Annotated in this window: 4 protein-coding genes; 1 reads left to right on the top strand and 3 read right to left on the bottom strand. The window is 49.7% G+C overall.

The annotated features are described in order from the left end of the window. Nucleotides 1-186 precede the first annotated feature (186 nt). From HMPREF9069_RS06480 to HMPREF9069_RS06470, 3 genes are all read right to left on the bottom strand, one after another. Nucleotides 187-1,665 (bottom strand): 3'-5' exonuclease, encoded by a 1,479-nt coding sequence (locus HMPREF9069_RS06480; protein ID WP_021626406.1) that lies wholly within the window; start codon nucleotides 1,663-1,665, stop codon nucleotides 187-189. Nucleotides 1,666-1,742: 77 nt separating this feature from the next. Next, nucleotides 1,743-3,614, bottom strand: coding sequence for a DNA helicase RecQ (gene recQ, locus HMPREF9069_RS06475; protein WP_021626405.1), 1,872 nt, complete (start codon nucleotides 3,612-3,614; stop codon nucleotides 1,743-1,745). Beyond that, a complete protein-coding gene (locus HMPREF9069_RS06470) occupies nucleotides 3,611-5,635 on the bottom strand; it encodes a DUF3825 domain-containing protein (RefSeq protein ID WP_021626404.1) in 2,025 nt (674 codons plus the stop codon). The genes recQ and HMPREF9069_RS06470 overlap by 4 nt, the downstream gene beginning before the upstream one ends. 199 nt (nucleotides 5,636-5,834) lie before the next feature. Here HMPREF9069_RS06470 and HMPREF9069_RS06465 point away from each other — a divergent pair, with 199 nt between their 5' ends. Next, the gene (locus tag HMPREF9069_RS06465) at nucleotides 5,835-6,539 is read left to right on the top strand and encodes a phosphatase PAP2 family protein (protein ID WP_021626403.1); all 705 of its coding nucleotides are present in this window, start codon (nucleotides 5,835-5,837) and stop codon (nucleotides 6,537-6,539) included. Nucleotides 6,540-6,606 lie beyond the last annotated feature (67 nt).

The raw sequence follows: 6,606 nt of genomic DNA, 5'->3' as shown, positions 1-6,606 counted from the left end.
GGAAGCAGAGCGACGCTTTTGAACCGTTTGCGAGAGAAGGATAACTGCTTGTGAAGATGCGCTGCCTACGAAGATGCGCTGCCTACGAAGATGCGCTGCTTACGAAGAAGGACGAATCACCTACGAAAGCGGATGCACTTTGCCTCATAAACCTTGTTCCATAGAGCTGTTGCTATAAAGCTGTTGCTAACTAAAGCAGGCAAGCGAGATGGAGTGGGTGGGGAGTTTGCCAGTAGCACTCATTTGGGCGAGCGCCACTGCAAAGCAGGCAAGCCCGTGAGCCAAACCAGTCTGGTCTACTACGCTTAGGCGTGCTTGAATGACCTGCGGATTGGCGTTGCTTTCGCCTGCAATAGAGGCAACAAAACCCCCTTGCTCAACACTTCCTATACGTACAGCTAACTTAAGATGCTCGGGTAGTTGAGATGCCGCTTGAGTAAGCCAGGAAGCAGACCAATTTGCAAGTTCGAGAGAGCCTCCCTGTGCAACTGTAGAAAGAGGCGCAAGCAATGCTTGCTCGAGTTTTTTGCTCGCAGTTTTGAGCTTGGGCGAGTGCTTTGTCTGCGTACGATTTGCATCGTTTGATTTTGTAGTTGTGGTCGCAGCGCCCGCTTTTTTGTTAGGCGTGGTTGTGTGTGGGGATTCGGCTCCTGCATGCGTGGAGCTCGTAAACATATTACGGAGAGCAAACTCGGCTTGTACCGTGCGCAGCATCAGGTCGGTATCATCAAGACCAAGGTGTTTCTCTGCTTCTCCAGTATCCAATGTTCCGCGGCGACGTGCCCAGTTTTCTAGTGAAGCAGGGCGAGATTCGCGGGGCAGCCCTACCATATCCTTGTCAATACGACGGCAAATATCGCGTGTGTCGATAGGTATAATCTTGCCTGCTTTGCGTGCTTCGGCATAGCCGTTGAGATGCAGCATCATCCAAGAATCCTCAAATGAGGCATTGTGTGCCATAAAAGGATACTTAGAAAGCAGAGCTACCAGCTGTTTTTGTAGTTCTTTGTCCTGACGCAGGGGCTTTTTGCCAGCAAGCATATCGGGGGTAATGTGATGGACACGTTCCATCGGAATCTTACGGCCAGCCCATGCATCAGGAAGTCCACAGTAGACAGCCCGGTCATTTTGGGGAGTTGCTTCGGGCGTGAGCTCCATGGTTTCCCAGCCAATATTGATGATGTAGCCGCGGTCAGGGTTACGCCCAGTAGTTTCGAGGTCAATACCAACAACGGTACCCTTGACGGGGGCAGCAACATAAACCACAGCAAGGTTGTCCATAATGCCGCCGACTTCGCGTTCGACCTTTTTGAATGAGCGATGCTGTAGTGCAGCTACACCATGGACAAGGTCGGATTCAGCCATACCCCGTGAAAGATTAGGGCTGTTGGATTCGGCACGACGAGTGGCAAGGGCAACTGCCTCTGGTGCATCGGAGGTTTCTACCAGATCACAAAGAGTGCGATTGCGGTCGGCTAGCTCACGTACTAAATCAAAGGAGAAAGACTCCTTGCCCAATGGTTGTGAAAACCAGTCATCGCGCAGTACCTTAATTGCTTCCTCGGTCTTGAGACGCTCTGATTCAACGGCGGAAAGACCGTCAGCAAGAAGAAATTCAGGAATAAAAAATGAGCCGGCAAGTTCAATAGCTTGACTAACGTTCATTGTGCTCCTTGTGGTGCTAATTTAGTGTATGGAGCCACTGGACATCCAACTGCCCCATCTTTTTTCTGTCTTAGATTCTACCCCTCAATCAGGACACCCAAAAAGCGCTCTCCATAGCGTTTTGCTTTTATTTCACCAACGCCAGACACTTCAAGCAGCTCAGACATTGTTTGCGGTTTGAGTCTGCACATATCCTCGAGTGTGGAGTTATTAAAAATAATATAAGGAGGAACCCCTTGTTCATGCGCAAGGGTCATGCGGAGACTGCGTAGTTTCTCAAAGAGTACTTCGTCTTTACTATTTTGGGAAACAGAGCGAGTTTTTTTGCGAGTCTTGCTTGAGGTTGTGGGACTTTGCTCTTGAGCTATGCGTAGTATAAAACGCTGACCATCTGTTTTTGAAGCACTACGAAGAAAATCCCCACTGTGCTTGCTAAGACCGATAGTGGGGTATGCTCCGTTGCTACGTTGGAGAATTTCTTGATTTACCAGCTCATCTATTAATTCATGCATCTCAGGGATAGGCGTTTTGGGCATAATGCCGTAAGTCGAGAGTTCCTCGAGCTTGTTATTGAGAATACGTCGATCTTTGCTTCCCCTGAGGATTTGGCAAATCATGCCTGCACCGAGATTCATGTTGCGCTGCGCAAGGCGCGCCACACAAGAGACAATTTTGAGCGCTTCTACGGTGCAGTCTTTTTCTTGCCACTCCTTGAGACAATTGGAACAGTTATCGCAATGATCCGCAGTATTTTCGCCAAAATATGCCAATAGTTGTTGACGCAAGCAGCTTGTTGATGTGGCGTAGCGAACCATATCTTGGAGCCTGCGTTCGTCATGCGCGATGAGCCTACTGGCCTCTTCAGGGTCCAAATCATCACGACTGACTGTTGAGATAAGAAACTTTGCAGTATGCAAGTCGCGCGGAGAATACAGCAAAAGACAAATAGCAGGACTACCGTCACGGCCTGCTCGTCCTGCTTCTTGGTAATAGGCCTCCATCGAAAGTGGCAGATTGTAATGCACGACAAAGGCGACATTTGATTTATCAATGCCCATGCCAAATGCGTTAGTTGCTACGATGACTCGTACGCGATCAAAAAGGAAATCATCCTGATTTTGCTTGCGCTCATCAGCTGACATGCCCGCGTGATAACGCGCGGAGGAGATGCCCCGAGCGTTTAGTTCCTCGCAGATATCATCAACAGTGCGACGAGCTTGACAGTAGATGATGCCACTGGGGCCCTTTTGCTTTTTGATGAAATGTAGAAGCGCGTGAAGCTTTTCTTTGCTACTACGTGGGTGTTCAACTACAAAATGGAGATTAGGACGGTCAAAACTGGCAATGACGCGCAGCGGATTGATGAGTTCGAGTGACTGCAAGATATCATTTTGAACGGCTTTAGTTGCAGTGGCTGTGAGAGCGCAGATAACAGGGCGCTCAGGGAGTTGCTCGATAAAGCTGTGTATTTCTTGGTAAGACGGGCGAAAATCATTGCCCCATTGAGAAATGCAATGCGCCTCATCGATGGCAAGCACGCTGGGTTTGCATGTCGTTAAAGTGCTAAGGAGACGGGGGTCACCAAGGCGTTCGGGCGCCAAATAGAGGATGCGCAGTTTGCCGCTACGAAGATCAGCAAGCGTGTTTGCCTGCGACTCCATATCAAGGCTGCTATTGAGGTATGCTGCCTGTATGCCCAGCTGGAATAAGGCTCCTACCTGATCTGTCATCAGTGAAATCAAAGGTGAAACAACCAGTGTCATGCCGTCTGAGAGCAGCGCTGGTATCTGATAGCAGATAGACTTGCCAGCAGAGGTAGGCATGACGGCAAGCACGTCACGACCATGCAGAATGGCATCTATGATTTCGCACTGATGCAGCCGAAAGTTTTCGTAGCCAAAGACCTGCTGGAGCACATCTTTGGGCGATGCGTAGACTTGCTTTGTCATGCTTCAAGGGTTCCCGAGAGCCAGCTAGGCATTTGAGCTGATACCACGCGAGCGCATGCATAGGCATCACGCAAGCAGAGCGTCTTCAAGGGGCATAGGCGACCTGCTTGGTATTTGGCTATAAGAGCTGCGTAAACCTGGGGATTTTTCTGCTCTGCCGTTGTTTTTTCAAGTGGAAGCAACAGGTAATTTTCACTTGTTTGAGGATCCCAAATGGGCGCCAGCTCGCGGAATGAGGCTTTTGCGCGAGCGAGCGCGCGTGTGCAGGCTTCTGTTGTAATGTGCGCGCGAGGATTGTCGAGAAGTGTGGTTTCGTATGGCAGATAGAGGTCCTCGAGAGAAGAGATATAACTTGCAGGGGCAGGGGGCGTGCCCCAGCTGGCAAGGCGAGAATCTGTCGCCGTGAGCGCCGCGAAGAATTCCGCGGGCTCAGACTCTGCGGCTGAGTCCGCATTCATGAGACAGAAAATCTCCTGGTAAGCTGTATTTACCAGACCCGTATTCCAGAGTTTTTGCTTGCCGTCGGCAGACGCTACAATGCGGTTCTGCTCAAGTGCGCGAACAAAGTTGACACTGAGATATTCACGCAGAATAGGTAGGTCATCCTCGTTCGTCTCACCCCAAGCTTCATGAGCTGCAAGTGAAGAAAAGCTTTGACAAAATTCTGTCCAGCTTTCGAAATGCAGATGTCTAGAGAGTTCTAAGGCGAGATTACGGCGACGATAAGGCGCCAAAGAGGTGGCAGAGATTGCCATCCAGAAGTCCTGTGTTGTACGAGGGGTTGTGGCTGACTCTATAGGCTCTGGAGCTGTTATGTGCTCTGTATGTGTCTGGACATCAGAGATAATCCAGCGCTTGCCTGCGTTTAGACCATTACTGCGTTTGAGATACACCTCAATAGGCTTTTTGTATGTATCGTGATAGCGCAGGGGGAAGTGAGCGTCCTTGCGAGTGTAACTCACATTGCCAGTGGCGCGGGCGACCTGCCAATCTTCTTCTAGCGTTGATAGGACGTCAGCCCCTAAGGGTAGTGCTAGGGCGAGCTTACTCATGAGTTCCTCGGGGCAACGTACCTCAGGCCAGAATTGTTTGGGCAAGGCACGCTCCGCAGCGCTTTGAGTGGGAACAGCATGAGCGGGAATAACGACCTGTGACGTAGAATTTGGCTCGGGAGTGATGTGCTCAGATCTGGGAAGCAAGTCTTCTTCTAAGATATTTTCTTCTTCTAAGGTTTGTTCTTCCTCCAGGCTGCCTGCATCAGCTCCAGATTTGGAAACAATAGTGAGATGAATTGAGGGCTGAGGGGTCAGAAGGGGAGTGATGGTCTCAACTTCTGCTTTGGCTTCGACCTCTGCTTTGACCTCGGAGTCGGTTTCATTTTCAGTTTTTGCTTCTATTTTGGCAGTTGCTTCAATTTCTGTTTCTACCTTAGCGCTAACACCAGCTGCTGCTCCAGCTTTGGCAGGGGCATCCGCTGCCGCTCCAGTGGAAGCATCGACAGCCTGGCTTTGCTCAAGCTCGCCCTGAACTGTTGTTTTTGCAACACCCATTTCATCCTGTGCAGACTTTTTGGCAGGTGTTTCCTCGGATTCAATCTTATTAACTGGCTCAGGTGTGGCCAGCTCTTCTTCTGCCAGTTCCTCATGCAGGGGTTTTGGCGGCTCGCGATGAACAGGGCGCGCAGGTTTAATCTGAGTCTTTTTGCGTTTCCAAGGCTTGCCACCTTTTTTGGGTGCCTCATCTTCAGCAGCTGTTGTTAGCGCGGCTAACGCTTCATCAAACTTAGGTTGTGTCTGTAGCGTGGCATATATACGTCCACCCTTAAACTTGGTTAGGCTCACAAACTCAAGTTTTTCCAAAAGCTCCTGCACAGACTCGCAGTCTAGGTCATACGCTGCGATGCCATCCGTTTGTAATACTTCTTCGATGCGGGGCAAAAAGATTTGCTTGCCTTGGCCAAAAGCCTCAAGAAACAGACGGTATAAATAAAGCGCGTTTCCCGTGCTAATTCGAGATGTCATGATATCCTCTCAAAGCTGTAAAACAACTCTTGTGAGGAGTTGTAAAAGTTCATGTCTGGCATTGTACGTACTCTATGGTAGCGCCCATGGAGGACATGAGTTTGCGGCGTTACGATGCCTTTATTCTTAGTTAAGGATAAGCAAAGAATTATTGGACAAAATAGTTAACGCCTAAATGAACGGCGATCGGAGATTTTGAATGGATAATGAGTTGCTTTCACAAGAAGCTCAAGAAGTGGCTGAAAAGGGTCGGCGCCTTGCATGGGCAAACCGGCGCTCAGTAATTTTTGCTATCTGTGTAGTAATTTTTTTGCTATTGCTAGAAGATGTGTGGGGCGGCGAGATATTGCGTCTTGATCGTCTGGCATACCACTATATCGTTGAGGATTTGCGGAGTGATTTACTTACGCCAATTATGCAAACGATTACGAGCCTAGCAATGCCAGTAGTGCTGGTGGTGGTATGGATTGTTGCGTCTGCTTTTGCGCCAGGGCGTCAGCCGGGACGGTGCATGTTGTTCAATTTGGCAGGCGCTTCTTTGCTTAACGTTTTGCTTAAACAGCTGGTACAGCGCCCACGCCCTGAGGGTTTTCGCCTCGTGGCGGAGAGTGGTTATAGTTTTCCATCGGGACACTCGATGGTGGCGATGGCTTTTTATGGTCTGCTTGCTTATTTGGTATGGCATTACGAGAAAGATCGCGTAATGCGTTGGGTACGGTCAGCCTCACTTGCGCTCGTGGTGCTAGCTGTGGGTGTAAGCCGCATTTATTTGGGTGTGCATTATGCATCTGATGTGTTGGCTGGCTTTTGCGTCTCGATGGCTTGGTTGGCGGTGTACACCAAGGTAGTTTGCCCGCTTTTCTTGCCCGAACCAGCTGAGCTGTCCTTACGCTCCCATGTCTAAAATCTGGTGCAGTAAACATCCTTTTTCTCACGTCGGATTCAATAAGCGCCTTTCAACCCACATCGGG

The organism is Atopobium sp. oral taxon 810 str. F0209, assembly GCF_000466405.1.
Taxonomy (GTDB): Bacteria; Actinomycetota; Coriobacteriia; order Coriobacteriales; family Atopobiaceae; genus Olegusella.
The sequence above is the reverse complement of the archived record's forward strand: the minus strand, read 5'-3'. Positions and strand labels throughout refer to the sequence as shown.

Excerpts from the sequence above, each read along its gene's own strand:
- HMPREF9069_RS06480 (WP_021626406.1), bottom strand. The coding sequence starts at position 1,665 with ATGAACGTTAGTCAAGCTATTGAACTTGCCGGCTCATTTTTTATTCCT.
- recQ (WP_021626405.1), bottom strand. The coding sequence starts at position 3,614 with ATGACAAAGCAAGTCTACGCATCGCCCAAAGATGTGCTCCAGCAGGTC.
- HMPREF9069_RS06470 (WP_021626404.1), bottom strand. The coding sequence starts at position 5,635 with ATGACATCTCGAATTAGCACGGGAAACGCGCTTTATTTATACCGTCTG.
- HMPREF9069_RS06465 (WP_021626403.1), top strand. The coding sequence starts at position 5,835 with ATGGATAATGAGTTGCTTTCACAAGAAGCTCAAGAAGTGGCTGAAAAG.